The sequence below is a fragment of the Agromyces chromiiresistens genome, from assembly GCF_029167465.1.
Taxonomy (GTDB): domain Bacteria; phylum Actinomycetota; class Actinomycetes; order Actinomycetales; family Microbacteriaceae; genus Agromyces; species Agromyces chromiiresistens.
Genome location: NZ_JARFNL010000003.1, coordinates 44,461 through 65,939 on the forward strand (window position 1 = coordinate 44,461; position 21,479 = coordinate 65,939).

The following is a 21,479-nucleotide window of genomic DNA, read 5'->3' on the forward strand; positions in this document are numbered from 1 at the left end:
ACGTGAGGCCGATCGGCCCCGAGATATCGAACTGGAGAACAGCGAGCTATGACGACCACCGCCCCGACGATCGAGATCCCCGGCTATCGCGTTGGCACCTGGAAGATCGACACCGCCCACAGCGAGGTCGGCTTCCAGATCCGCCACCTCATGATCAGCAAGGTCAAGGGCAAGTTCGAGCGCTTCGACGCGACCTTCGTGACCGCGGAGAACCCGCTCGAGTCGTCCGTGACCGCCTCGGCCGAGGTCGCGTCGGTGTCGACGAACGAGCCCAACCGCGACGCCCACCTGCGCACCGGCGACTTCTTCGAAGCCGAGACCTACCCGACGATCGACTTCGTCTCGACCGGGGTGCGCGTCGAGAAGGGCGACTTCAAGGTCGACGGCGACCTCACGATCCGCGGCATCACGAAGCCCGTCACGTTCGACTTCGAGTTCGGCGGCTTCGGCGGCGACCCCTACGGCAACTACAAGGGCGGCGCGTCGGCGAAGGCCGTCATCAACCGCGAGGACTTCGGCCTCCTGTACAACACCGCCCTCGAGACCGGCGGCGTGCTGCTCGGCGACCAGGTCACCATCACGCTCGAGCTGCAGGCGGACTTCCAGCAGTAGGTCGCGCGGCGCGATCGACAGGGTCGGATGCCTCGGGCGTCCGACCCTTCGTCGTTCCGGCGGCGCCATGGGGACGCGTCCCCGCGCGAATGTGCGGCGCCGTGCCGTCAGGCGGTCGGCCCCACCTCGGTCGGCTCCACCTCGACCCCGGCGAGCCGGGCCGACCAGAACGCCGCCCAGCGATCGAGGGCGGGCCGGAACCCGTCGAGCTCGCACCCAGCCAGGAAGGGTGCGAGCGTCACGGTGGTGCCGGCACGCCGCTCGGGGGAGCGGCGCCACGTGCCCACCACTTCGCCGTCGCGCACCAGGATCGGCAGGAACAGGCCGTTCTTGCCCGGCACGACGCGCAGCGCGTCGTCGGGGGAGCAGAAGGCGGAGCGATCGCCATAGCCGAGGAAGTACTCGTCGAACGGCGCGAGCACGTGATGCCCCGACGCGGAACGGCCCGTGTTCGGCGCGTCGGCTGCGACGAATCGCTCGTCGTCCCATGCGGTGACCGCGCCGCCCGCCAGATCGACCGCGGCGCGAGCCTGCGTGAGCGTGAGCCCGGTCCACCAGGCGAAGTCGCGAGCCGAGACGGGACCGTGCCCCCGGGCGTACCCCGCGAACAGCCGGGCGAGCGCCTCGTCGTCGCCGAGGTCGGACGCGCCCGCTGGCGACCACTCGTCGAGGAGCACGAAGCGCTGTCGCGCACGCGTCTCGATCGGGCCGTTGCACAGGAGCCCTTCGCTCGCGAGCAGCCAGATCAGGTGATAGCCGCGCTGGCCCGTCGTCGAGACACCGGCAGCGCTCCAGGCGGCCTGCAGTTCGTCGCGGGTCGCGGAGCGCCCGCCCTCGAGCAGCGCGACCGCGATGCCCCGGACGGTGGCGAGCACCTGCAGGTCGATGCCCTCGTCGCGCTCCATCTTCGCCGAGCGCATGCGGACCCGGGGCGACGCGAGCCGGAGGATCGGACGCAGCATCACCGGGTCGACGAAGTGCAGCGTGCCGCGCATCGGCCACGACCTGAGCAGCAGCCGGCCCTCGATCGCGGCGTCGATCGACGCCTCGCTCGAGTCGCGGACGCGCGCGCCGAGCACCCACTTCGCTGCGGCGAGGTCTTGCGCCTGCACGCAGACGAGCCGCTCGATCGCGTCGGCGGGGGAGCCGAACGGGGTCACGAGCCCCTGCGCCCGGAGCCGGGCCGCGCGCAGCGCCGCGACCGCGGAATCGTGCGAGGCATCCGTCGTCATGCTGCGAGTCTGCCCGACGCTGCCGACATCGCGCGAGGCGGCCGCGCGCCGCCGGTTAGACTGGGAGGCTGTGCCACTCGGCACCATCGAACCCACCCCGCCAGGAGGCCCGCCGTGCTCGCCGTCCACGACCTCGAGATCCGCGTCGGCGCGCGCCTGCTCATGGAGAACGTCTCTTTCCGTGTGTCCGACGGCGACAAGATCGGCCTCGTCGGCCGGAACGGCGCCGGCAAGACGACCCTCACGAAGACCCTCGCGGGTGAGACCCTGCCCACCGACGGTCGCATCGACCGCTCGGGCGAGATCGGCTATCTCCCGCAGGACCCGCGGTCGGGAGATCCCGAGATGCTCGCACGCACCCGCATCCTCGACGCACGCGGCCTCGGCTCGCTCGTGCTCGGCATGCACGAGGCATCCATGAACATGGGCAGCGACGACCCGGTCGTGGCCGAGAAGGCGATGAAGAAGTACGGCAACCTCACCGACCGCTTCAACGCGCTGGGCGGGTACGCCGCCGAGGCGGAGGCCGCGTCGATCGCCTCGAACCTCAACCTGCCCGACCGCATCCTCGACCAGCCCCTGAAGACCCTGTCCGGTGGCCAGCGCCGGCGTATCGAGCTCGCTCGGATCCTGTTCAGCGACGCCTCCACGATGATCCTCGACGAGCCCACGAACCACCTCGACGCCGACTCCGTCGTGTGGCTGCGCGAGTTCCTCAAGGGCTACAAGGGCGGTGTCATCGTCATCTCGCACGATGTCGAGCTCGTCGGCGAGGTCGTGAACCGCGTGTTCTACCTCGACGCCAACCGATCGGTCATCGACGTCTACAACATGGGGTGGAAGCACTACCAGCGCCAGCGCGCCGCCGACGAGGAGCGCCGCAAGAAGGAGCGCGCCAACGCCGAGAAGAAGGCCGACGTGCTGAAGCTCCAGGCGGCGAAGTTCGGCGCCAAGGCCTCGAAGGCGGCCGCGGCCCACCAGATGGTCGCGCGCGCCGAGAAGCTGCTCGCAGGGCTCGACGAGGTGCGCCAGGTCGACCGCGTCGCGAAGCTGCGCTTCCCGACGCCCGCGGCCTGCGGTCGAACGCCGCTGCAGGCCTCGGACCTGTCGAAGAGCTACGGCTCGCTCGAGATCTTCACCGCCGTCGACCTCGCGATCGACCGCGGCTCGAAGGTCGTCGTGATCGGCCTGAACGGCGCCGGCAAGACGACGCTCCTGCGCATCCTCGCCGGCGTCGACCAGCCCGACACCGGGCAGCTCGAGCCCGGCCACGGCCTGCGCATCGGATACTTCGCGCAGGAGCACGAGACGATCGACGTCAAGCGCACGGTGCTCGAGAACATGGTGTCGGCCTCGCCGAACCTCACCGAGACCGAAGCGCGCAAGGTGCTCGGCTCGTTCCTCTTCACCGGCGACGACGTGCACAAGCCGGCCGGTGTGCTCTCGGGCGGCGAGAAGACGCGCCTCGCGCTCGCGATGATCGTGGTGTCCGGCGCCAACGTGCTGCTGCTCGACGAGCCCACCAACAACCTCGACCCCGCGAGCCGCGACGAGATCCTCGACGCGCTCTCGCACTTCGAGGGCGCAGTCGTGCTCGTCTCGCACGACCCGGGCGCCGTCGAGGCGCTCAACCCCGAGCGCGTGCTCATCCTGCCCGACGGCGTGGAGGACCACTGGTCGGCGGAGTACCAGGAGCTCATCGAACTGGCTTGACGCGCGCACGCGGCCGCACCGCAGCGATCGACCGGGAGCGCCCTACCGGCGGTCGAGGATCCCGTCCTCGACGTCGGCGTCCTCGTCGCGGCGGGCCTTCCGCTCGGGTCGCCGCGGTGCGCGGCGCTGCGGACCGCGGTCGCCGCCGCTGCCCGTGGATGCCTCGGCGAGGCCCTTGCGCTCCTGGTTCGCCGCCCAACCCAGGCCGATGAACGCGAGCAGGGCGAACACGAACCACTGCAGCGCGTACGACAGGTGCGGCCCCTCGTCGCGCTCGGGGCGCGGGGCCGCGAGCGGCGGCTCGGCGGCGTCGTCGGGCGACTGCACGAGCAGGCCGTACGCGCCGGTGTAGGCGGGGGCGTCGATCCGTGCGGCGAGTTCGTCGAGATCGATCGTCGCGAGCTCGGTGCCCGTCGACGTTCGGCCCGCGATCGTGCCCTCACCCGCCTTCAGGCGCGCCTCGACCACGACCTCGCCCGAGGGCGCGGCCGGAATATCGCCCGGTCGTCCGTCGGGCGCCTCCGGGATCCAGCCGCGGTCGACCATGAATACCGTGCCGTCGTCGAGGCGGAACGGGGTGATGACCTCGAAGCCCACGTTGCCGCCCAGCGGTCGGTTCCGCACCACGACCTCGTCGGCGGCCAGGTACTCGCCCTCGAGCGACACGACCTGCCAGCGCTGGTCGATGTCGAACGCGCCCGGGTCGGGGAGCGCCTCGGCGACGGGAACGGCGTCGGCGTCGTAGTTCGCGTCGATGCGGGCGACCTCGGCGAGCGCCTCGGCGCGGCGGTTGAGCTGCCAGGTGCCGAGGGCCGAGCACGCGATCGCGAAGATCACCACGAGGACGAGGTACCCGGCCCAGCGGCCGCTGAGGAGGAAGCGCCAGTCGTTCACGAGCGGCCTCCCGTCGAGGCATCCGCGCCGCGCTCGTCATGACCGAAGGCGGCGACGGAGACCGGGAACGAGCGGGCCTCGAGGAACCCGCGCAGGTAGTCGACGTGCTCGTCGCAGGCGAGCCACGTCTTGCTGCGGTCGCCCGTGTGGATCTTGGGGTTGCGCCATTCGATGCGCCACGTCGCGGCCGTCGTGCACGCGGCGCGGGAGCAGACGGCGCCGTCGGGGGCGCCGGAGAGTCCGCCGATCATCGGGTTCCGTCGCCTTCGTCCGGTGAGGGCGCGGACGGCCCGGCGGGCAGGGCGCGATCGGGACGGACGGCACGGCCCGCGCGACCCGAACCCTGCGCGTTCGCGAGCACGACCGCGATGTAGGGGAGGAAGATCGCCCCGGCTGCGAAGACCGCGAGCCACCATCCCTTCGCGAAGAGCATGGCGAAGATGCAGGCGACCCGGATCGTCATCGCGATCGTGTACTTGATCATGCGTGCGCGCCGCTCCGCTTCGGGGGAGGGCGGCAGCGAGGTGATCGACTGCTGCTTCATGGTGGTCGCCGGGATCTGACGGCGCTCCTCTTGCTTCAAGCCTACGTCCGTCGCGGCCCGACGGATGCCGAGAACGGGACACTCTATGCTGGGACGGGCCGCACGGCCAGTTCCCCGCATCGACCCTTGAAACGGAGTCCAGCATGACGACGAGCCGCACCGTCCTCGTGACCGGTGGCAACCGGGGCATCGGCTACGCCATCGCCCGCGAGTTCATCGCCCAGGGGCACCGCGTCGCCGTCACCGCCCGCTCCGGCGAGGGGCCCGAGGGCTCCCTCACCGTGCGGGCCGACGTCACCGACGCCGAGTCGATCGACCGCGCGTTCACCGAGATCGAGGCCGAGCTCGGCCCCGTCGAGGTCGTCGTCGCCAATGCGGGCATCACCCGCGACACCCTCCTCCTGCGCATGAGCGAGGACGAGTTCACGAGCGTCATCGACACCAACCTCACGGGCGCGTTCCGCGTCGTCAAGCGGGCGTCGAAGGGCATGCTGAAGGCGCGGTTCGGCCGCATCGTGCTCATCTCGAGCGTCGTCGGGCTCTACGGCTCGCCCGGCCAGATCAACTACTCGTCGTCGAAGGCCGGCCTGGTCGGCATGGCCCGCTCGCTCACCCGCGAGCTCGGCGCCCGCAACATCACCGCGAACGTCGTCGCGCCGGGGTTCATCGAGACCGACATGACCGATGAGCTGCCCGAGGCGCAGCAGGCGGAGTACAAGAAGAACATCCCGCTCGGACGATTCGCGTCTCCCGACGAGGTCGCGCGGGTCGTGGCCTGGCTCGCGGGCGACGACGCCGGGTACATCTCGGGTGCCGTCATCCCCGTCGACGGCGGCCTCGGCATGGGGCACTGAGCGCGTCCGACGCTCCCGCCGACGCGGCTCAGCCGCGCAGGCCGAGCAGCGCGAGCACCTGAGCGAGGTCGGGTCGGTCGACCGCGACGTCGGCCTGCGCCCTCACGATCGGCTTCGCGCAGAATGCGACGCCGAGCGCCGCGCGGTCGAGCATGCGGAGGTCGTTCGCCCCGTCGCCCACGGCGACCGTTCGGCCGAGCGGGATCGCGCTGCGGTCGGCCCATTCCTCGAGCGCGAGGCGCTTCGCCTCGGCGTCGATGATCGGCCCGTCGACCACGCCCGTGAGCCGGCCGTCGACGACCGCGAGCCGGTTCGCCCGGCAGAAGTCGAGTCCCAGTCGTTCGGCGAGGGGGTCGAGCAGCTCGTGGAAACCGCCCGACACCACGCCGACGCGACCACCCGCGGCGTGCACGCCGGCGATGAGGGCCTCGACGCCGGGCGTCGGGGTCATGCGGGTCCGCACCTCGTCGAACACGGCGGTCTCGACACCCGCGAGGGTCGCGACGCGCTCGCGCAGGCTCGCCGCGAAGTCGAGTTCGCCGCGCATGGCCCGCTCGGTCACGGCGGCGACGTGCTCGAGGCTGCCGGCGGCTTCGGCGAGCAGCTCGATCGCCTCCTCTCGGATGAGCGTCGAGTCGGCGTCGAGCACGACGAGCGGGCCGCCGGAGCGGCCTGTCTGCGCGGCGCTCACGCGTGCGTCCGGACGCGCGAGCCCTTGCCCACGACGGTGATGCCGCTGTCGGTCACGATGAAGCCCCGCGCGACGTCCTCGGCGCGGTCGACGCCGATGCGTGCGCCGGCTTCGACGACCACCTCCTTGTCGAGGATGGCGCGCTGCACCGTCGCTCCGGCCTCGATGCGTGCGCGATCGAAGAGGATCGAGTCGGCGACGTGCGCCCCCGAGCCGACGATCGCCCACGGGCCGAGGACGCTCCGTTCGACGTGCGCACCCGAGATGACGGAGCCCAGCGACACGATCGAGTCGATCACGGTGCCGAGCGAACCCCGCGCATCGCGCGTGAACTTCGCCGGGGGCGAGTTGAGCTGCTGGCTGAAGATGGGCCACTCCCGGTTGTAGAGGTTGAAGACCGGCAGCACCGAGATGAGGTCCTGATGCGCCTCGAAGAACGAGTCGATCGTTCCCACGTCGCGCCAGTAGTAGCGATCGCGATCGGTCGAGCCGGGCACCTCGTTGCGCTGCAGGTCGTAGACCCCCGCCTCGCCGCGGTCGACGAAGGCGGGGATGATGTCGCCGCCCATGTCGTGGCTCGACGAGGACTGCTCGCCGTCGCTCAGCACCGCGTCGATGAGGGCCTGCGCGTCGAACACGTAGTTGCCCATGGAGGCGAGCACCTCGCCGGGGGAGTCGGGCAGGCCGACGGGGTCGTTCGGCTTCTCGAGGAACCGGTTGATGCGCTCGGGGGAGGCGGGATCGACCTCGATGACGCCGAACTGGTTCGCGAGCGCGATCGGCTGCCGGATGGCGGCGACCGTGGCGGCGGCCCCAGACTCGACGTGCGCGTCGATCATCTGCGAGAAGTCCATGCGGTAGACGTGGTCGGCGCCGACGACGACGATGAGGTCGGGCCGCTCGTCGTAGATGAGGTTGAGGCTCTGCAGGATGGCATCGGCCGATCCCGAGAACCAGCGCTTGCCCAGACGCTGCTGCGCCGGCACCGACGCGACATAGGAGTTCAGGAGGCCGTTGAGCCGCCACGTCTGCGACACGTGCCGGTCGAGCGAGTGCGACTTGTACTGGGTCAGCACGACGACCTGGCGAAGGCCGGAGTTCAACAGGTTCGACAGTGCGAAGTCGATGAGCCGGTACTGGCCGCCGAAGGGCACGGCGGGTTTCGCCCGGTCTTCCGTCAGTGGCATGAGCCGCTTGCCCTCGCCGCCGGCGAGGACGATACCGAAGACCTTGCGCGCAACCATGTGCCCACTGTAACCAGCCGGCGGCGATTCGGTGCTCCCGGTTTCGGAGCGTGTCACCGGCCCCTGCGCTAGCGTTGCAGCATGCGCGTCGACCTCCTCACTCGTGAGTATCCGCCCGAGGTCTACGGGGGTGCCGGCGTGCACGCCGCAGAGCTCGTCCGCGCGCTGAGGGCGAGCATCGACGTGCAGGTGCGCTGCTTCGGCGCGCCGCGCACGGAGGCCGGCACGACCGCCTACCCGGTGCCTGCCGAGTTCGCCGAGGCGAACGCCGCACTCTCGACGATGGCCGTCGACCTGCTCATCGCCGGCGACTCCGCGGGCGCCGACCTCGTGCACTCGCACACGTGGTACGCGAACTTCGCCGGCTTCACCGCCAAGCGACTGCACGGCGTTCCGCACGTGGTCACCGCGCACAGCCTCGAGCCGCTGCGACCGTGGAAGGCCGAGCAGCTCGGCGGCGGCTACCGGTTGAGCTCGTGGGTCGAGCGGGCCGCCTTCACCGATGCCGATGCCGTCATCGCGGTGAGCGACGGCATGCGCCGCGACATCCTGCGCTCGTATCCCGACCTCGACCCCGCTCGCGTGGAGGTCGTCTACAACGGCATCGACCTCACCGACTGGGCGCCCTCGAACGACGCCGACGCCGTGAGCGCGCTCGGCGTCGACCCCGAACGGCCCTCGATCGTGTTCGTCGGCCGCATCACCCGGCAGAAGGGCCTGCCGTACCTGCTGCGCGCGGCGCGGCTGCTGCCCGCCGACGTGCAGCTCGTGCTCTGCGCTGGCGCTCCCGACACCCCTGAGATCATGGCCGAGGTCGAGGGCCTCGTCGAGGGCCTGCGCGCCGAGCGCGACGGCGTCGTCTGGATCGACCGCCATCTGCCCAGGAACGAGCTCACCGCACTGCTCACCGCGGCGACGTGCTTCGTGTGCCCCTCGATCTACGAGCCCCTCGGCATCGTCAACCTCGAGGCGATGGCCTGCGGCGCGCCCGTCGTCGGCACCGCGACCGGGGGCATCCCCGAGGTCGTCGACGACGGCGTCACGGGCGTGCTCGTGCCGATCGAGCAGGCCGACGACGGCACGGGCACCCCGCTCGACCCCGACCGTTTCGTCGCCGATCTCGCTGCGGCGCTCACGCGCGTCGTCGCCGATCCGGCGCGCGCCGCCGAGATGGGCGCGGCCGGCCGCAGGCGCGCCGAGACGCAGTTCGCGTGGGACGCGATCGCCGCCCGAACGATCGAGGTGTACGAGCGGGTGCTCGGCCGCTGACCCGACGGGTGCGTCGGAGGGCGACTTCGCTCCCGATAGCATTGGACGCATGGCGAGTGCGAGTACGGTTCTGCAGTTCCGGGATGTGTCGGTGGTCCGAGATGGCAACACGATCCTCGACTCGGTGACGTGGAGCGTCGACTCCGACGAGCGCTGGGTCGTGCTCGGGCCGAACGGTGCGGGCAAGACCACGCTGCTGCAGATCGCCGCCGCTGCGATGCACCCGACCTCGGGCAAGGCCGAGGTGCTGCAGGAGAAGCTCGGCAAGGTCGACGTCTTCGAGCTCCGCCCGATGATCGGCTTCGCCTCGACGGCGATGGCCCGCCGCATCCCGCGCGACGAGACCGTGCTCGACGTCGTGCTCACCGCGGCGTACTCGGTCACGGGGCGCTGGAACGAGGAGTACGAGGGCATCGACCTCCGTCGCGCCGAGCGCGTGCTCAAGGAGTGGGGCCTCGAGGGCTTCTCGGGCCGCCGGTTCGGCAGCCTGTCCGACGGCGAGCAGAAGCGCGTGCAGATCGCCCGTTCGGTCATGACCGACCCCGAGCTCCTGCTCCTCGACGAGCCGGCCGCGAGCCTCGACCTCGGCGCCCGCGAAGAGCTCGTCGGGCTCCTCGGCGGCTACGCCGCGTCGCCGGCGTCTCCGGCGATCGTCATGGTCACCCACCACGTCGAGGAGATCCCGGTCGGCTTCACGCACGCGCTGCTCCTGTCGAAGGGCGACATCGTCGCGGCGGGCCCGCTCGCCGAGGCGCTCACGGCCGAGGCGCTGAGCACCACCTTCGACATGAAGATCGAGCTCACCGAGCGCGACGGGCGGTTCGCCGCGCGCGCCGTCTGAGACGTTCGCGCCTCGACTCTGCTAAACTCGTTAGCTGGCCCTCGGGGCCAGCATGCTTTCCCGCCGACGAACGGCACCGCGAAGGTGCGACACTCGCGCGGCGGGAGCTCGAACATCATCCGATCGCTCTATCAACCGAAATCCAAGGAAGTCTCCATGAAGACCGACATCCACCCCGAGTACAACGCCATCGTCTTCCGCGACCTGGCTTCGGGCGCCACGTTCCTCACGCGCTCGACCGCGACGAGCGACAAGACGGTCGAGCTCGACGGTGTCACCTACCCGGTCATCGACGTCGAGATCTCGAGCGAGTCGCACCCGTTCTACACGGGCAAGCAGCGCATCATGGACTCGGCCGGCCGCGTCGAGAAGTTCAACCAGCGCTTCAAGAACTTCGGCAAGTAATCCAGCCGAACGAAGGGGCGGGCGACCGAGGTCGCCCGCCCCTTCGTCGTCCTCGCATCAGGCGCCGGTGCGAACGCGCACGGGCCACGCTCCCGACGTCGTGAATTCGGGCTCGCCGTTGCCGCGTCGCCACGCCTGGTAGCTCTCGGCCTGGTCGCGGCACCATTCGACCTGCCGTGCGTGCAGGTCGCCGATCGCGAGGGCCGCGAGCTCGGGGTAGGCCCGCGCGATGGCCTGTGCGACCCGCCCGGCCGCGACCGCGTCGGCGCCCGCGTCGTGCGCGTCGTCGAGGCGGACGCCGTAGTGGGCGGCCGTGACCGAGAGCGTGCGCTTGCCCCTGCGGTAGCGGTCGACCGCCTTGTCGATGACGAGCGGGTCGACGACCGGGCCCGGGCCCGGCAGCGGGGCGAGCCCGTAGCGCTCGGCCTCCCGCGCGAGCACGGTGAGGTCGTACGCGGCGTTGTACGCGACGATCGGCAGGCCCCTCGCCGCGGCCGATGCGAGCTCGCCGATGATCTCGGCGACTGCGGTCGCGGCGTTCTGCCCTTCGAGCCGAGCCCGTTCGGTCGTGACGCCGTGGATGAGCGAGGCGGCCGTCGGGATCTCGACGCCCGGATCGACGAGCCATTCGCGCCGCTCGAGCACCTCGCCCGAGGCACCGAGCACGCCCACGTGCGCCGTGACGATGCGGCACACGTCGACGTCGATCCCGGTCGTCTCGAGGTCGAAGACGGCGAGGGTGTCGGCCCAGCGGGCCCCGTTCACAGCATCCATGTGCCACAGGCTATGCAGCGCCACCGTCATCACCGGTGCAGCCGATCGCGTGTCCTGACCCCGGGCCGCGCAATCCCGCGCGACGCGGCGAGCACGGGTCGCGACGCGCAGGTCGCGCGCAGTCGCCGTCCGTAGAATGGCGGGGATGATCGCCTCGCCGTACGCCTCCGCGCTCGACCGCATCCCAGTCAGGGAGCACCGCATCGACGTCGACGGCACGTCGACCGCGTGGTGGGAGTACGGCGACGCGGGCGCGCCGGTGCTGGTCCTCGTACACGGCTTCCGCGGCGACCACCACGGGCTCGAACCGATCGTGGCGCAGCTGCCGGGCTACCGCATCGTCTCGCCAGACCTGCCCGGGTTCGGTGCGTCGGCCGTCTTCGCCGACCGCGCCCACGACATCGACGGCTATGCGCGCTGGCTCGCCGCCTTCGTCGAGGCGGTCGGCCTCGACGGCGACTACGACCTGCTCGGCCACTCGTTCGGGTCGATCGTGGCGAGCGCGGCGGTGGCCGGCGGCCTCGCCCCGCGCCGGCTCGTGCTCGTGAACCCGATCGGCGCCCCGGCACTCGAGGGGCCGAGAGGCGTGATGACCCGGCTCGCCGTCGTCTACTACCGCGCGTCGGCTGCGCTGCCCGAACGGGCCGGCTTCGCCCTGCTCCGCAACGGTGCGATCGTCCGGGTGATGAGCGTGACGATGGCCAAGACCCGCGATCGCGAGCTCCGTCGCTGGATCCACGACCAGCACGACCGCTACTTCTCCGACTTCGGCGACCGCGACCAGCTGCTCGAGGCGTTCCGCGCCTCGGTCAGCCACAACGTCGGCGAGTACGCGGCCGACATCGCGGTGCCGACGCTGCTCGTCGCGGCCGAGCGCGACGACGTCACTCCGCTCGAAGCCCAGCGACGGCTCGTCACGCGGTTCCCCGACGCGACCCTCGAGGTCATCCCCGAGGTCGGGCACCTCATCCACTACGAGACCCCCGGCGACGCCGCGGGCCGGATCGCCCGCTTCCTCGAGGCGGGGGAGCGGGCATGAAGATCGTCGTCGACTGCCGTTACACCCGGATCGGGCACCACGACGGCATCAGCCGCTTCACTGCGGGCATCGTGGGCGAGCTCGCGAAGCTGCATCCCGTGACGATGCTCGTGAGCGACCACCGCCAGCTCGAGATGCTGCCGCCGCTCCCGTGGCAACTCGTGAGCGCGCCGACGAGCGCCCGTGAGCCCTTCGTCGCCCGCCAGGTACGTCGCCTCCGCCCAGACATCGTGTTCTCGCCGATGCAGACGATGGGCTCGTGGGGTCGCGACTACCGGCTCCTCTTGACCCTCCACGACCTCATCTACTACGAGAACCGCACGCCGCCGCGCGACCTGCCCGCCGCGATCCGGCTCCTCTGGCGGCTCTACCACCTCGCGTGGTGGCCGCAGCGTGCGCTCCTCGACCGGGCCGACGCGGTCGTGACCGTGTCCGAGACGACCGCGGGTCTCATCCGCGAGCACCGGCTGACGCGCCGGCCCGTGACGGTCGTGCCGAACGCCGCCGACGACCTCGCCGTGCCCGACCTGCCGCGTACCCGCCCCGTCGGCCACCGGCTCGTCTACATGGGCTCGTACATGCCGTACAAGAACGTCGACACGCTCGTGCGTGCGACGGCCGCGCTCCCCGACCACGAGCTGCACCTGCTCAGCCGCATCAGCGACGAGGAGCGCGAGCGACTCACGAGGCTCGCACCGGAGGCCCGTCTCGTCTTCCACGACGGGGTGACGGACGCCGCGTACGCCGAGCTGCTCTCCGGCGCCACCGCGCTCGTGCACGCCTCGAAGGCCGAGGGCTTCGGCATCCCTCTCGTCGAGGCGATGCGACTCGGCACGCCCGTCGTCGTGAGCGACATCCCGATCTTCCGCGAGATCGGCGGTGACGCCGCGCTGTTCTTCGACTCCGACCGCCCCGAGACGCTCGTCGCCGCGCTGCGCACGCTCGACGACGGCGACGAGTGGGAGCGACGCTCGGCCGCATCGGTCGAGGTCGCGGCACGGTACACGTGGGCGAAGTCGGCGGCCGCGCTCTACGCACTCATGCAGCGGGTCGTCGCCGAACCGGGCGGCCGTCGGCGGCGCTGACGGCGGCGGCCGGAAGTCGGCGCGGCGGGTCAGCCCCCGGTGCCGGTGAGCAGATCGGGCTCCGCGAGCTCGAACTCACCGGCCGCCGCGGTCACGAGGTGCACCGACCCGTTCGTGACGGTGTAGCCGGCGGAGGGCAGCGTCCAGCCGCTCAGGTGGAGGATGAGGGAGTGGATCACGCCGCCGTGCGACACCACGACGACACGGCCGCCGGGGTGCGCCGCCGCGATCTCCGCGAGGGCGGCGCTCGAGCGCTCGATCACCGAGGAGCGCGTCTCGAGCCCCTCGATCGTGGCCGCCTGCGCCTCGACGGCCGCACGGCCCGCATGGTCGAGCCCCTCGAGCACGCCGTAGCCCCGTTCGGCGAGCGCCTCGAGATGTCCGAGCACCGGCGCGCCGAGCTCGGCGGCGATCAGCTCGGCGGTCTCCGACGCCCGCGAGAGCGGGCTCGCGTAGACCGCGTCCCAGTCGCTGTCCGATGCGGCGAGCGCGACGCCGGTGTCGACGGCCTGGCGGCGTCCGGTGTCGTTCAGCGGGATGTCGGTGCGCCCCTGGATGCGGCGCTGCACGTTCCAGTCCGTCTCACCGTGGCGCACGAGCGCGATCGTCACCGGTGCGGCACTCGTCGAGGCATCCGTCATGTCGACGACTCTCGCACGTCGGGCGGCGGGTTCACGAATCGAGCGCGGTCGCGAAGGCGGCGAGCGTCTCGCTCGTGCCGGCGTCGATCTTCACCGCGGCCCGGGCGTCGCCCTTCGTGGCGCCGCGGTTGACGATGACGACCGGGCGCCTGCTGCGGCGGGCCTGCTCGAGGAGCCGCATCCCGGAGTTCACGACGAGCGAGGAGCCCGCCACGAGCAGCACGTCGGAGCCGGCGACGAGCGCGGCGCCGGCGCGGAACGTCGGCACCGGGACGAACTCGCCGAAGAACACGACATCGGGCTTGAGCACGCCGCCGCACACCGTGCAGACGGGCACGCGCATCGCCTCGACGTCGTCGATCTCGACGTCTCCGTCGGGGTTGAGCCGCACCGCGCGATCGGCGTCGAGCCACGGGTTCCGCACGGTGAGCTCCTGGGCGATCGCCTGCCTCGCGTAGTGCTGCCCGCACTCGAGGCAGACGACCCGGTCCATACCGCCGTGCAGCTCGACGACGTGGCGGCTCCCGGCGCGCCGGTGCAGGCCGTCGACGTTCTGCGTCACGATGCCCGACACCGCCCCGGATGCCTCGAGCCGGGCGAGCGCCCGGTGGCCGGTGTTCGGCGCGGCCGCCGCGAAGTCACGCCATCCGAGGTGGCTGCCGGCCCAGTACCGCTTGCGCGCCGACTCGGAGGAGAGGAACGTCTGCACCGTCATCGGCGTGCGAACGGGCGCCCCCTCGCCCCGATAGTCGGGGATGCCCGAGTCGGTGCTGACGCCGGCGCCCGTGAGCACGGCCACGCGCGCGCCTCGCATGAGCTCGATCGCCTCGTCGATGCCGGTGGCCTGCGCCCGGCCGATCGCCTGCTCCACGTCGTCTCCCTTCGACACCCCTGAGAGTAAACGCCGTCGTTTTCCGGATTGTTTCACGGGCTGGCACTCTTGAGGGGAGGAGATCCATGCACATCGAACGAGTCCGCGACGCGGCATCCGATGCCGTCGCCGATTACGCGAGGCTCACCGACGTCGCGCTGCGCAGCGTGCGCGAGCCCGAGGAGGGCCTCTACATCGCCGAATCGGCGAAGGTGATCCGGCGCGCCATCGCGGCCGGCCATCGACCTCGCTCGGTGCTCATGGAGGAGAAGTGGCTCGACGGGCTCGCACCCGTGCTGGAGTCGTTCGACATCCCGGTCCACCTCGGCGACCCCGACCAGCTCGAGGAGATCACGGGCTACCGCGTGCATCGGGGCGCGCTCGCCGCGTTCGAGCGCCCCGAACTGCCCGAAGTCGCGTCGCTCGTCGCGGGCGCCCGCCGGGTCGTCGTGCTCGAGGACATCGTCGATCACACCAACGTCGGCGCCATCTTCCGTTCGGTCGCGGCGCTCGGCGCCGACGCCGTGCTCGTGTCGCCCCGATGCGCCGATCCGCTCTACCGGCGCAGCGTACGCGTCAGCATGGGCACCGTCTTCCAGGTGCCGTGGACCCGGCTGCCGGAGTGGGACGAGGCGGCCGAGCTGCTGCACGGGGCGGGGTTCGAGATCGCCGCGCTCGCCCTGGCCGACGACGCCGTCGCGCTGCCCGACCTCGCCGCGGCGGCGCCCGAGCGCCTCGCCCTCGTGTTCGGGGCGGAGGGCGACGGCCTCAGCCGACGCGCGCTCGCGGCCGCCGACCGGGTCGTGACCATCCCCATGCGCCACGGCGTCGACTCGCTCAACGTCGCCGCCGCCGCGGCCGTCGTGCTGTACGCCGTCGCCGTCGAACCCGAGGAGGCCCGATGACGACGACCCCCGATCCCGCCGAGCGGAAGCGCGTGTACCGGCGCCGTCGCATCGCCGTCTTCGGCACGCTCGGCGTCGTCCTCGCGCTGGTCGTCGGCGGCGGGGTGTACACGGCGAACGCGCTCGGGGCCGCCGTGCCGGCGGCATCGCCCGTCGTCGAGCAGCCCGAACCCCTGGTCGCGCCGGCGCAGGTGCTCGACCTCCCCGGCTTCGGGGGCTACGCGGTCGGCGCGGTGGGCTTCGACGGCCTGCTCGCCGCGGGCGAGCCCGACCGGCCGATGGCGACCGCGAGCATCACGAAGGTCATCACGGCGCTCACGATCCTGCAGGACCACCCGATCCCGGCGGGCGAGGGCGGCCCCGACATCGAGTACACCGAGGCCGACGTCGACATCTACTGGGACATGATCGCCCAGAACGGATCGGTCGCGCCCGTCGAGGCGGGCTCGACGCTCAGCCTCAAGGAGAGCCTCGAGGCGATGCTGCTTCCCTCGGGCAACAACTACGCGATCTCGCTCGCGAACTGGGCGTACGGCTCGGAGGCGGGTCTCGTGACCGCCGCGACGACCTGGCTCGCCGACCACGGGCTCGCGAACACGCGCATCGCCGATTCGAGCGGGCTCTCGATGGACAACATCTCGACGCCGGCCGACCTCGTGCAGCTCGGCGAGCTCGCCCTCGCGGAGCCGACGCTCGCCGAGATCGTCTCCACGAAGTCGGTCGACATCCCCGAGCTCGGAGAGCTCGACAACTCGAACAAGCTGCTCGGCACGCACGGCGTCGACGGCATCAAGACCGGCACGACCGACGACGCGGCGAACCTGCTCTTCTCGGCCGACTACGCGGTCGGCGAGCAGACCGTCACGGTCGTCGGGGTGCTCCTCGGCGCCGAGAACCACGCGGTCCTGCGAGAGGCCGTCGCGACGCTGCTCGACAGCGTCGCCCCGGGGTTCCACGAGGTCGCCCCGCTCGAGGCGGGGCAGGAGCTCGCGAGCTACGAGACGCCGTGGGGCGACACCGCGAAGGCGCGTGCCGCCGACGGCGCCTCGCTCGTGGTGTGGAGCGACACGCCCGTCGAGGTCGAGGTGCACGCGAAGCCCGTGACCGTCGCGGCCGAGGGGGCGGACGTCGGCACCGCGGTCGTGCGCTCCGGCGACCGCGAGATCACGGTGCCGCTCGTGCTCGACGCCGAGATCGACGATCCCGGCACCTGGTGGCGGCTGGCGAACCCCGACGGCCTCGCTCAGAGCACCGCTCAGTCGGGCAGCGAGTAGGGGCCCGCCTCGGGGCGCTTCGCCGTGATGAAGTCGCCCGACGACTGGTGGCGGATGCGCCGGACCACCCACGGCACGAGGTACTCGCGCGCCCACGCGAGGTCTTCGACCCGCGCCTGCCGCCACGTGGTCAGGGGCAGCGGCTCGGGCGTCAGCGCATCGAGGTCGTTCTCGACGTTCAGGGCTGCGAGCACCATCCGCGCGACCGTGTGGTGTCCGAGCGCGTTGAGGTGCAGCCGGTCGGGAGCCCACATCCGCGGGTCCTGGATCTCTGAGAGCGCCCACTGGTCGGCGACGATGCAGTCGTACCTCGCCGCGATCGCACGGAGATTCTCGTTGTAGATCGCGACCTTGCCGCGGATGCCGCGGAACACGGGCGAGAAACCGACGTCGACGCCGGTGAAGATCACGATCGTGGCGTGGTCGCGGCTGAGCCGGTCGATCGCGTACTCGAAGCGCGCCGAGATCTCGTCGGGATCGGTGCCGGGCCGGATGACGTCGTTGCCGCCCGCCGAGATCGTGATGAGGTCGGGCCGCAGCGAGAGCGCGGGCTCGAGCTGCTCGTCGACGATCTGCTGGATGAGCTTGCCCCGCACCGCGAGGTTGGCGTAGGCGAAGTCCTCGGTGCCCTGCGACAGGACCTCCGCGACGCGGTCGGCCCATCCGCGGTGGCCGCCCGGCACGGTGGGCTCGGCGTCGCCGATGCCCTCGGTGAACGAGTCGCCGATCGCGACGTAGCGGGACCAGGGATGCTGCTGGGTGACCATCCCTCCATTCTGCACAGAACGGGGTACGGGCGGGTGCCGGTTCGAGGATGTCGCAGGGCTCCACTACCCTCGAACCAGTGAGTACCGCGACGCCTTCAGGAGCCCAGCCGGGCACCTCGGCGGCCGAGCACCTCTCACCGTCGTTCCCCGAGCGCGCCGCATGGGGCACCGCGTCGAAGCTGCGGGCCTGGCAGGCCGAGGCCCTCGAGCAGTACCTCGCCGAGCTGCCGCGCGACTTCCTCGCCGCTGCGACCCCGGGCGCAGGCAAGACGACCTTCGCCCTGCGCCTCGCCGCCGAGCTGCGTTCGCGCCGCATCATCGACCGGTTCACGGTCGTCGCGCCGACCGACCACCTCAAGCGCCAGTGGGCCGACGCGGCGGCCAGGGTCGGCATCCGCCTCGACCCCGGATTCCGCAACGCCCACGGCCGTTCGGCGCGGCACTACCACGGCGTCGCCGTCACCTACGCCCAGGTCGCGATGCGTCCCGCCCTGCACCGCGAACTCACCCTCTCCGGCCGCACCCTCGTCATCCTCGACGAGGTGCACCACGGCGGCGACACGCTCTCCTGGGGCGACGCGATCCGCGAGGCCTTCGAGCCTGCGACGAAGCGCCTGTCGCTCACCGGCACGCCGTTCCGCAGCGACACCGCTCCGATCCCGTTCGTGAACTACGCACCCGACGCCGCGGGGGTCCGCCTCTCGCAGACCGACTACTCGTACGGCTACGGCCGCGCCCTCGCCGACGGCGTCGTCCGTCCTGTCATGTTCATGGTCTACGCGGGCCACATGCGCTGGCGCACGAAGGCGGGCGACGAGATGGAGGCGAAGCTCGGCGAGGACAACACGAAGGACATCACCTCGTCGGCTTGGCGCACCGCGCTCGAGCCGACCGGCGAGTGGATCCCGGCGGTGCTGCAGGCGGCCGACCGGCGCCTGACCGAGGTGCGGCACTCGATCCCCGACGCCGGCGGACTCGTGCTCGCCACCGACCAGACCGTGGCCCGCGCCTACGCCGAGATCCTCGAGCGGATCTGCGGCGAACCGGTCACCGTCGTGCTCTCCGACGACAAGGCCGCCTCGAACCGGATCGAGGAGTTCTCGGGCAACGACCGTCGGTGGATGGTCGCGGTGCGCATGGTGTCCGAGGGCGTCGACGTGCCGCGGCTCGCGGTCGGCGTGTACGCGACGAGCTCGTCGACCCCGCTGTTCTTCGCGCAGGCGATCGGCCGATTCGTGCGCGCACGCCGGCGCGGCGAGACGGCGTCGGTCTTCCTGCCGAACGTGCCCGTGCTCATGGCGCTGGCCTCCGAGCTCGAGCGGGCCCGCGACCATGCGCTCGACCGTCGCGACGGCGACGGCGATGACGACCCGGGGCTCGACGACGGTCTGCTCGAATCCGCGAACCGCGAAGACAAGGCGTCCGACGAGCTCGCCGACGAGTTCACGTGGCAGGCGATCGCGTCCGACGCGAGCTTCGACCGGGTCGTCTTCGACGGCACCGAGTTCGGCACGCTCGCCGAGCCCGGCAGCGACGAGGAGTACGACTTCATCGGCATCCCGGGGCTGCTCGAACCCGAACAGGTGTCCGAGCTCCTGCGCCACCGCCAGGCGCGCCAGGCGCGCCGTCAGAGCGAACGACGCAAGCACGCGGCATCCACCGAGGGCGTGTCGGGCGACGGCGACTCGGTCGAGCCGGTCGCGCTGTACCGGACCCTGAAGGAGCAGCGCTCGCTGCTCAACAGCCTCGTCGGCCTCTACGCGCGACAGAACGGCCAGGCGCACTCGATGGTGCACGCCGAGCTCCGTCGCGCCTGCGGCGGTCCCGAGGTCGCACAGGCGACGGTCACGCAGCTGCAGTCCCGCATCGAGCTGCTCCGGCGGAGACTCGGCGGACGCTGATCGTGGCGGGTTCGCCCGGGACCCCGACGCTCGGCGTCGAACCGGCGGTCCCGGGCGATCCGATCCAGGTCAGCCAGCCGAGACCCGCGCCACGGCCTCGATGCCCGCGATGACGGCCGCCGCGTCGAGCGCGCTCATCAGGTCGTCCGTGAGGTCGTCGACGTGCTCGAGGCCGATCGACAGCCGGACGACGCCGTCGCCCGGCTTCGCCTCGCCGGCGACGGGCCGGTGAGTGAGTGAAGCGGGATGCTGCACGAGCGAGTCGACACCGCCGAGCGACACGGCATGCGTGACGAGCTCGCACGCCTCGGTGAACGCGACCGCGGCGTCGAATCCTCCGGCGAGCTCGATCGCGATGATCGAGCCGGCACCCTCGAGCTGGCGGCCGAGCAGGCCCTGCGGGTCCTGGCCGGGCAGCCCCGGATAGTGCACCCGGCCGACCGCGGGGTGGGAGGCCAGGCGATCCGCGAGCACCGCCGCGGACGTCTGCTGCGCGCGCACGCGCAGGGGGAGCGTGCGCAGACCGCGGTGCAGCAGATAGGCCGCCATCGGATGCAGCAGCCCGCCGGTGAGCGCGCGCACGCGCCGCAGCCGTTCGACCCACTCGCGGTCAGCTGCCACGACCCCGCCCATCACGTCGCCGTGGCCCCCGAGGTACTTCGTCGCGCTGTGCAGCACGAGCCGCGCGCCGTGCTCGGCGGGACGCTGCAGCACGGGGGTCGCGAACGTGTTGTCGACGAGCACCGGCAACTCGCCCGCGACGGCCGCGAGCCGGCGCAGGTCGACGAGTTCGAGGGTCGGGTTCGCCGGCGTCTCGACGACCACGAGACCCGTGTCCGGGCGGATCGCCGCCGCGACCTCGTCGACCGTCGCCCAGGTGACGTCGGTGCCGAGCAGGCCGCTCTCGAGCACATGATCGGTGCCGCCGTAGAGCGGGCGCACCGCCACGATGTGCGGCCGGCCCGCCGAGGCGGTCGCGATGAGCACGGCGGCGAGGGCCGCCATGCCGCTGCCGAAGGCGACGGCCCCGTCGGTGCCCTCGAGCCCGGCGAGCGACTCCTCGAACCGGGCGACGCCGGGCTGCCAGAGACGCTGGTAGACGGCCGAGCGGCCATCGCCGAGGTCGTGACCGGTGGCGAGCTCCTCGTACGAGAGCCCGCCGGTCTCGACCGAGCCGAGCGGGTTGGTGGTCGAAAAGTCGATGACGGGCACATGGGATCCGCTCTCCCGGACACCGCGCATTCCGCCGTGGACGGCGCGGGTCTCGAGATGCGACGACGATGTCTGCATGGCAGGAACGAAAGCAGATCCTGTCACCAGAAACAACTCGGCTCGAACGATCAGTGGGATAGTCTGGAAATCTCGAAGCATCTGCATACTCGATCGATGGGAGCGCACGCATGGCGCAGAAGCCCGAACTCGACCGCGTCGACCGCGCGCTCCTCCAGGCGCTGTCGACGAACGCGCGTGCCTCCGGAGCCGCACTCGCCGCCGAGGTGGGCGTGGCCGAGTCGACGGTCTCGTTGCGCCTGCGCCGCCTGCAGTCGCTCGGCACGGTGCGCGGCTATCGCGTCGACGTCGACCTCGCCTCGCTCGGCGTCTCGCTCCAGGCGCTCATCGCCGTTCGGCTCGTCAAGCACGACCGCGGCGAGATCGACGCCTTCCGCGCCCAGGTGCCGCATCTGCCGGGTGTGCTCGGCGTGTTCCACATGGCGGGAGCAGAGGACTACCTGCTGCACGTCGCGGCCCGCGACGCCGAAGAGCTGCGCGAGTTCGTCCTGGCCCACCTCACCGGCCACCCTGCGGTCGCGCATACCGAGACCAACCTCATCTTCGAGCACGTCGACGGCGACGGCTGGAACAAGCTCGTCGGCTGACGGGCCGGCTGCTCCCGTCCGCGCCCCTCGGTTCCCGCCCGTGGCG

General features: G+C 71.7%; 23 protein-coding genes. 12 read left to right on the top strand and 11 right to left on the bottom strand.

Going from position 1 to position 21,479, the window contains the following annotated elements; genetic code table 11:
- The first annotated feature begins 48 nt into the window (after positions 1–48).
- Positions 49–612 carry a YceI family protein gene (locus PX701_RS06105; RefSeq protein ID WP_275505794.1) on the top strand — a complete coding sequence of 188 codons (564 nt, stop codon included), beginning with the start codon at positions 49–51 and terminating at the stop codon, positions 610–612.
- 107 nt (positions 613–719) lie between these two features.
- On the opposite strand, the gene PX701_RS06110 is transcribed toward PX701_RS06105, so the two are convergent.
- A complete protein-coding gene (locus PX701_RS06110) occupies positions 720–1,844 on the bottom strand; it encodes a winged helix DNA-binding domain-containing protein (protein ID WP_275505795.1) in 1,125 nt (374 codons plus the stop codon).
- Between the two features lie 114 nt (positions 1,845–1,958).
- Between PX701_RS06110 and PX701_RS06115 the strand changes: the two genes are divergently transcribed.
- Positions 1,959–3,557 carry an ABC-F family ATP-binding cassette domain-containing protein gene (locus tag PX701_RS06115; protein ID WP_231431001.1) on the top strand — a complete coding sequence of 533 codons (1,599 nt, stop codon included), beginning with the start codon at positions 1,959–1,961 and terminating at the stop codon, positions 3,555–3,557.
- A gap of 42 nt (positions 3,558–3,599) precedes the next feature.
- On the opposite strand, the gene PX701_RS06120 is transcribed toward PX701_RS06115, so the two are convergent.
- From PX701_RS06120 to PX701_RS06130, 3 genes are read right to left on the bottom strand one after another with little or no spacing between them, the layout of a single operon-like run.
- Positions 3,600–4,451: an SURF1 family cytochrome oxidase biogenesis protein gene (locus tag PX701_RS06120; RefSeq protein ID WP_231431002.1), complete on the bottom strand. Its 852-nt coding sequence runs from the start codon at positions 4,449–4,451 to the stop codon at positions 3,600–3,602.
- The gene (locus tag PX701_RS06125) at positions 4,448–4,702 is read right to left on the bottom strand and encodes a hypothetical protein (protein ID WP_231431003.1); all 255 of its coding nucleotides are present in this window, start codon (positions 4,700–4,702) and stop codon (positions 4,448–4,450) included. The genes PX701_RS06120 and PX701_RS06125 overlap by 4 nt, the downstream gene beginning before the upstream one ends.
- Positions 4,699–5,034, bottom strand: a complete 336-nt coding sequence (locus tag PX701_RS06130; protein ID WP_231431004.1) for a DUF3099 domain-containing protein — start codon at positions 5,032–5,034, stop codon at positions 4,699–4,701. Before PX701_RS06130 ends, PX701_RS06125 begins: the two co-directional genes overlap by 4 nt.
- Before the next feature lie 104 nt (positions 5,035–5,138).
- On the opposite strand from PX701_RS06130, the gene PX701_RS06135 reads away from it, so the two are divergent.
- Complete coding sequence (locus PX701_RS06135; protein ID WP_231431005.1) at positions 5,139–5,849, top strand: beta-ketoacyl-ACP reductase; 711 nt, start codon at positions 5,139–5,141, stop codon at positions 5,847–5,849.
- A gap of 28 nt (positions 5,850–5,877) precedes the next feature.
- Here the strand turns inward: PX701_RS06135 and serB are convergent, their stop codons facing one another.
- Positions 5,878–6,540 carry a phosphoserine phosphatase SerB gene (serB, locus tag PX701_RS06140; protein ID WP_231431006.1) on the bottom strand — a complete coding sequence of 221 codons (663 nt, stop codon included), beginning with the start codon at positions 6,538–6,540 and terminating at the stop codon, positions 5,878–5,880.
- Positions 6,537–7,784 carry a glucose-1-phosphate adenylyltransferase gene (gene glgC / locus PX701_RS06145; protein WP_231431007.1) on the bottom strand — a complete coding sequence of 416 codons (1,248 nt, stop codon included), beginning with the start codon at positions 7,782–7,784 and terminating at the stop codon, positions 6,537–6,539. Before glgC ends, serB begins: the two co-directional genes overlap by 4 nt.
- Positions 7,785–7,865: 81 nt before the next feature.
- On the opposite strand from glgC, the gene glgA reads away from it, so the two are divergent.
- From glgA to PX701_RS06160, 3 genes are all read left to right on the top strand, one after another.
- On the top strand, positions 7,866–9,053 hold the full coding sequence (gene glgA, locus PX701_RS06150) for a glycogen synthase (protein WP_275505796.1): 1,188 nt from the start codon (positions 7,866–7,868) through the stop codon (positions 9,051–9,053).
- A 49-nt stretch (positions 9,054–9,102) separates the two neighbouring features.
- On the top strand, positions 9,103–9,894 hold the full coding sequence (locus tag PX701_RS06155) for an ABC transporter ATP-binding protein (RefSeq protein WP_275505797.1): 792 nt from the start codon (positions 9,103–9,105) through the stop codon (positions 9,892–9,894).
- A 156-nt stretch (positions 9,895–10,050) separates the two neighbouring features.
- On the top strand, positions 10,051–10,299 hold the full coding sequence (locus PX701_RS06160) for a type B 50S ribosomal protein L31 (protein WP_231431010.1): 249 nt from the start codon (positions 10,051–10,053) through the stop codon (positions 10,297–10,299).
- 57 nt (positions 10,300–10,356) lie between these two features.
- Here the strand turns inward: PX701_RS06160 and PX701_RS06165 are convergent, their stop codons facing one another.
- Positions 10,357–11,073, bottom strand: coding sequence for an exonuclease domain-containing protein (locus PX701_RS06165; protein WP_231431011.1), 717 nt, complete (start codon positions 11,071–11,073; stop codon positions 10,357–10,359).
- Positions 11,074–11,218: 145 nt separating this feature from the next.
- Between PX701_RS06165 and PX701_RS06170 the strand changes: the two genes are divergently transcribed.
- A complete protein-coding gene (locus PX701_RS06170) occupies positions 11,219–12,112 on the top strand; it encodes an alpha/beta fold hydrolase (protein WP_275505798.1) in 894 nt (297 codons plus the stop codon).
- Positions 12,109–13,197, top strand: a complete 1,089-nt coding sequence (locus tag PX701_RS06175) for a glycosyltransferase family 4 protein (RefSeq protein ID WP_231431013.1) — start codon at positions 12,109–12,111, stop codon at positions 13,195–13,197. Before PX701_RS06170 ends, PX701_RS06175 begins: the two co-directional genes overlap by 4 nt.
- Positions 13,198–13,226: 29 nt before the next feature.
- Here PX701_RS06175 and PX701_RS06180 read toward each other — a convergent pair whose 3' ends face one another.
- Both PX701_RS06180 and PX701_RS06185 read right to left on the bottom strand, forming a co-directional pair.
- Positions 13,227–13,838 (bottom strand): histidine phosphatase family protein, encoded by a 612-nt coding sequence (locus tag PX701_RS06180; RefSeq protein WP_275505799.1) that lies wholly within the window; start codon positions 13,836–13,838, stop codon positions 13,227–13,229.
- Positions 13,839–13,869: 31 nt separating this feature from the next.
- Positions 13,870–14,652, bottom strand: coding sequence for a Sir2 family NAD-dependent protein deacetylase (locus tag PX701_RS06185; RefSeq protein WP_231432331.1), 783 nt, complete (start codon positions 14,650–14,652; stop codon positions 13,870–13,872).
- Positions 14,653–14,795: 143 nt separating this feature from the next.
- Here PX701_RS06185 and PX701_RS06190 point away from each other — a divergent pair, with 143 nt between their 5' ends.
- Together PX701_RS06190 and PX701_RS06195 are read left to right on the top strand one after the other, a co-directional pair.
- Positions 14,796–15,614, top strand: coding sequence for a TrmH family RNA methyltransferase (locus tag PX701_RS06190; RefSeq protein WP_231431015.1), 819 nt, complete (start codon positions 14,796–14,798; stop codon positions 15,612–15,614).
- Positions 15,611–16,888: a D-alanyl-D-alanine carboxypeptidase family protein gene (locus PX701_RS06195; RefSeq protein ID WP_275505800.1), complete on the top strand. Its 1,278-nt coding sequence runs from the start codon at positions 15,611–15,613 to the stop codon at positions 16,886–16,888. The genes PX701_RS06190 and PX701_RS06195 overlap by 4 nt, the downstream gene beginning before the upstream one ends.
- Here PX701_RS06195 and PX701_RS06200 read toward each other — a convergent pair.
- A complete protein-coding gene (locus tag PX701_RS06200; protein ID WP_275505801.1) occupies positions 16,870–17,655 on the bottom strand; it encodes an SGNH/GDSL hydrolase family protein in 786 nt (261 codons plus the stop codon). The two genes, PX701_RS06195 and PX701_RS06200, sit on opposite strands and share 19 nt — an antisense overlap.
- Before the next feature lie 47 nt (positions 17,656–17,702).
- On the opposite strand from PX701_RS06200, the gene PX701_RS06205 reads away from it, so the two are divergent.
- A complete protein-coding gene (locus PX701_RS06205) occupies positions 17,703–19,556 on the top strand; it encodes a DEAD/DEAH box helicase (RefSeq protein WP_420831063.1) in 1,854 nt (617 codons plus the stop codon).
- 69 nt (positions 19,557–19,625) lie between these two features.
- On the opposite strand, the gene PX701_RS06210 is transcribed toward PX701_RS06205, so the two are convergent.
- On the bottom strand, positions 19,626–20,846 hold the full coding sequence (locus PX701_RS06210; protein WP_275505803.1) for a trans-sulfuration enzyme family protein: 1,221 nt from the start codon (positions 20,844–20,846) through the stop codon (positions 19,626–19,628).
- A 110-nt stretch (positions 20,847–20,956) separates the two neighbouring features.
- On the opposite strand from PX701_RS06210, the gene PX701_RS06215 reads away from it, so the two are divergent.
- The gene (locus PX701_RS06215; protein WP_231431019.1) at positions 20,957–21,433 is read left to right on the top strand and encodes an Lrp/AsnC family transcriptional regulator; all 477 of its coding nucleotides are present in this window, start codon (positions 20,957–20,959) and stop codon (positions 21,431–21,433) included.
- The last annotated feature ends 46 nt before the right edge of the window (positions 21,434–21,479 follow it).

Coding starts and splice junctions, on each gene's coding strand:
- PX701_RS06105 (WP_275505794.1), top strand. CDS start 49: ATGACGACCACCGCCCCGACGATCGAGATCCCCGGCTATCGCGTTGGC.
- PX701_RS06110 (WP_275505795.1), bottom strand. CDS start 1,844: ATGACGACGGATGCCTCGCACGATTCCGCGGTCGCGGCGCTGCGCGCG.
- PX701_RS06125 (WP_231431003.1), bottom strand. CDS start 4,702: ATGATCGGCGGACTCTCCGGCGCCCCCGACGGCGCCGTCTGCTCCCGC.
- PX701_RS06135 (WP_231431005.1), top strand. CDS start 5,139: ATGACGACGAGCCGCACCGTCCTCGTGACCGGTGGCAACCGGGGCATC.
- glgC (WP_231431007.1), bottom strand. CDS start 7,784: ATGGTTGCGCGCAAGGTCTTCGGTATCGTCCTCGCCGGCGGCGAGGGC.
- glgA (WP_275505796.1), top strand. CDS start 7,866: ATGCGCGTCGACCTCCTCACTCGTGAGTATCCGCCCGAGGTCTACGGG.
- PX701_RS06155 (WP_275505797.1), top strand. CDS start 9,103: ATGGCGAGTGCGAGTACGGTTCTGCAGTTCCGGGATGTGTCGGTGGTC.
- PX701_RS06160 (WP_231431010.1), top strand. CDS start 10,051: ATGAAGACCGACATCCACCCCGAGTACAACGCCATCGTCTTCCGCGAC.
- PX701_RS06165 (WP_231431011.1), bottom strand. CDS start 11,073: ATGGATGCTGTGAACGGGGCCCGCTGGGCCGACACCCTCGCCGTCTTC.
- PX701_RS06170 (WP_275505798.1), top strand. CDS start 11,219: ATGATCGCCTCGCCGTACGCCTCCGCGCTCGACCGCATCCCAGTCAGG.
- PX701_RS06175 (WP_231431013.1), top strand. CDS start 12,109: ATGAAGATCGTCGTCGACTGCCGTTACACCCGGATCGGGCACCACGAC.
- PX701_RS06180 (WP_275505799.1), bottom strand. CDS start 13,838: ATGACGGATGCCTCGACGAGTGCCGCACCGGTGACGATCGCGCTCGTG.
- PX701_RS06185 (WP_231432331.1), bottom strand. CDS start 14,652: ATGCGAGGCGCGCGCGTGGCCGTGCTCACGGGCGCCGGCGTCAGCACC.
- PX701_RS06190 (WP_231431015.1), top strand. CDS start 14,796: ATGCACATCGAACGAGTCCGCGACGCGGCATCCGATGCCGTCGCCGAT.
- PX701_RS06195 (WP_275505800.1), top strand. CDS start 15,611: ATGACGACGACCCCCGATCCCGCCGAGCGGAAGCGCGTGTACCGGCGC.
- PX701_RS06200 (WP_275505801.1), bottom strand. CDS start 17,655: ATGGTCACCCAGCAGCATCCCTGGTCCCGCTACGTCGCGATCGGCGAC.
- PX701_RS06205 (WP_420831063.1), top strand. CDS start 17,703: ATGTCGCAGGGCTCCACTACCCTCGAACCAGTGAGTACCGCGACGCCT.
- PX701_RS06210 (WP_275505803.1), bottom strand. CDS start 20,846: ATGCAGACATCGTCGTCGCATCTCGAGACCCGCGCCGTCCACGGCGGA.
- PX701_RS06215 (WP_231431019.1), top strand. CDS start 20,957: ATGGCGCAGAAGCCCGAACTCGACCGCGTCGACCGCGCGCTCCTCCAG.